3 protein-coding genes are annotated in these 2,735 nt (G+C 61.3%); all 3 read left to right on the top strand.

Annotated features, from left to right (window positions below):
* A partial coding sequence (locus K8U03_03200; protein MCE9603889.1) for a lactonase family protein occupies positions 1 to 663 on the top strand: 663 nt, incomplete at its 5' end.
* 74 nt (positions 664 to 737) lie between these two features.
* Positions 738 to 1,832 carry an SMP-30/gluconolactonase/LRE family protein gene (locus tag K8U03_03195; protein MCE9603888.1) on the top strand — a complete coding sequence of 365 codons (1,095 nt, stop codon included), beginning with the start codon at positions 738 to 740 and terminating at the stop codon, positions 1,830 to 1,832.
* Between the two features lie 113 nt (positions 1,833 to 1,945).
* Positions 1,946 to 2,735 (top strand): CocE/NonD family hydrolase (locus tag K8U03_03190; protein MCE9603887.1); only part of this gene is annotated, 790 nt, incomplete at its 3' end.

The following is a 2,735-nucleotide window of genomic DNA, read 5'->3' as shown; positions in this document are numbered from 1 at the left end:
CAACGTTCGCCGCACGCCCACTCGATCAACCTCGCTCCGGCGAACACGTTGGCCTTCTGCGCCGATCTCGGACTCGACACGGTGGTCATCTACAAGTTCGACGGCGCGAAGGGGACGATCACGCCGAACGATCCTCCCTATGGCGAAACCGCCAAAGTCGCCGGCCCGCGGCACTTCGCGATTCATCCGAATGCGAAGTTCGCGTACGTCATCAACGAGATCAACCTCACGATCACGGCCTATGCCTTCGACGCCGCGAAGGGTTCGCTCACCGAGATTCAAACCATCTCGACGCTTCCCGACGGGGTGAAAGCCGTGCCGCAATTCAGCACGGCCGAAGTGCAAGTCCATCCGTCGGGCAAGTTCGTCTACGGCTCGAACCGAACGCAAAATTCGATCGCGGCGTTTAAAGTCGACGAAGCGACCGGCAAGCTCTCGCTCGTCGGCCACAAGAGCGAAGGAGTGAACATTCCCCGCGCGTTCGGCATCGACCCGACCGGCAAATACTTCCTCTGCGCCAATCAGTCGGGCAACGATGTGCTCACGTTCGCGATCGACCCGGCGACGGGTGCCTTGGGAGAGTTGACGAGCCGGATCGAAGTCTTCGCGCCGGTGTGCGTGAAGTTCGTACCGATCCCGGGCGAAAAGTCGGCTTCCGAATAAAGCCGACGCGTCCCGGCCGCTTGTTTGTTCTCCTTTGATCGCCTCCCAAAAAATCAACGCTAGGAAGACACCCTATGTCGGAACCACTCCCTGAAAATACGCCGCCGAATCGTCGCTCGTTTCTCGCCGGTTCGCTAGCCGCTGCGGCTGCCGCGGCGTTTGGGCCTGCGATGTCGAAGCACAACGTCTTGGCGCGAGACTTCGGCCCCGGCGCCGAGCCGACGCGCTATCCCGATCCGGATATCGTCGTGCTCGACGATCGGTTTAAGAAGATCAAGATCGGCAACACGCCGATCCGCCGCTTGCACACCGGCACGCTTTGGGCCGAGGGGCCGGCTTGGAACGGCGTCGGCCGGTATCTGGTTTGGAGCGATATCCCGAACGATCGGCAGCTGCGCTACCTCGAAGACGACGGCCATGTGAGCGTGTTTCGCAAACCGGCCGGTAACAGCAACGGCAACACGTTCGACTACCAAGGCCGGCAGCTTTCGTGCGAACACGGCAACCGCCGCGTCGTGCGCTACGAATACGACGGCACGACGACCGTGATCGCCGATAAGTTCGAAGGCAAACCGCTGAACGCTCCGAACGATGTGGTCGTACACCCGAACGGCGACATCTGGTTCACCGATCCCGGCTACGGCAGCATGATGCACTACGAAGGTAATAAGGGAGAGTTGGAGCTCAAGGAAGCGGTCTACCGCGTCGACAAGAAGGGGAAGATCTCGAAGGTGACGGACGATATCGTCAAGCCGAACGGTCTTTGCTTCTCGCCCGATTATAAAAAGCTCTACGTCGCCGACTCCGGCGCGAGCCACTCGGCTACCGCGGTTCCGGCCGATATCAAAGTCTGGGACATCGTCGACGAGAAGACGCTCGCCGACGGCAAGGCCTTCGCGTCGATGGAGCTCGACGGCAAGAAGGGGATCGCCGACGGAATTCGTTGCGACACCGAGGGGAACGTCTGGTCGTCGGCTGGTTGGGTCGGCGACGGTTACGACGGCGTCCACATCTTCGCACCCGACGGCAAGCGCATCGGCCAGATCCGGCTCCCCGAGATCTGCTCCAACGTCTGCTTCGGCGGCCGTAAGCGCAACAACCTGTTCATGACGGGCAGCCAATCGCTTTATTCGGTGTATGTCGAAGCACAAGGCGCGCACATCACCTGAGCTGAAGACGAGAAGATTGCGAACGAGTTCTCGCGAAACCGCAAGCGGGACGGTTGATCCATCGCTTGCGGTTTCGCGAATCTCCTACTATTCCGAACCGAGAGTTTGCGAGCATGCAACGATTCCCTCGCCGGCTTTATGCTTTGCTCGCTTGTTTTGCACTGCTCTTATGCATAGGTACGGCGAGCGCCGCGGACCCGGCTCCGCCGGAGCCGTCGCCCCTTGCGCCGGGCACGAGCGAAGAACACGTCATGATCCCGATGCGCGACGGCGTTCGCCTCTCGGCGTATCTCTATAAACCGGCCGGCGCGGGGCCGTGGCCGGTGCTCTATGCGCAGCGCTATGCCGACATCACCGGCGCGGCGACGCGCAAGCAAAGCTCTTCGTTTGCGGCGCGCGGCTATGTCGTCTGCGTGCAGAGCTTTCGCGGCGCGCAAAAGTCGGAAGGAGTGTTCGACGGCTATCGCGCGCTCGGTTGGGGGAAGCTGCAAGATGGTTACGATACCGTCGAATGGCTCGCCGCGCAACCTTGGTCGACGGGCAAGATCGGCACGTTCGGCGGTTCCCAAGCCGGCTACGCACAGAACTTTCTCGCCGTCACGCAACCGCCGCATCTCGTTGCCCAGTACATGATCGATACCGGCCTGAGCCTGTTTCACGAAGGCTATCGGATCGGCGGCACGGTTCGTCCGGCGCGGCTCATCAAAGGAATGGGAAACACCTCGCGCGACATCGGCGACAGCGCCCGGTGGATGCAGCGCATGCTCGACCACCCGACCTACGACGCCTATTGGGCCGATGAAGATTGCACGCGGCACTTCGACAAGATGAACGTCCCCTGCTTTACGGTCGGCAGTTGGTACGACTTTATGTGTACCGGAAGCGTGCAGAGCTACGTCGGCA

Source organism: Planctomycetia bacterium (assembly GCA_021413845.1).
Classification (GTDB): Bacteria; Planctomycetota; Planctomycetia; order Pirellulales; family PNKZ01; genus PNKZ01.
This window is presented reverse-complemented; position numbering and strand designations above follow the sequence as displayed.

Excerpts from the sequence above, each read along its gene's own strand:
- K8U03_03195 (MCE9603888.1), top strand. The coding sequence starts at position 738 with ATGTCGGAACCACTCCCTGAAAATACGCCGCCGAATCGTCGCTCGTTT.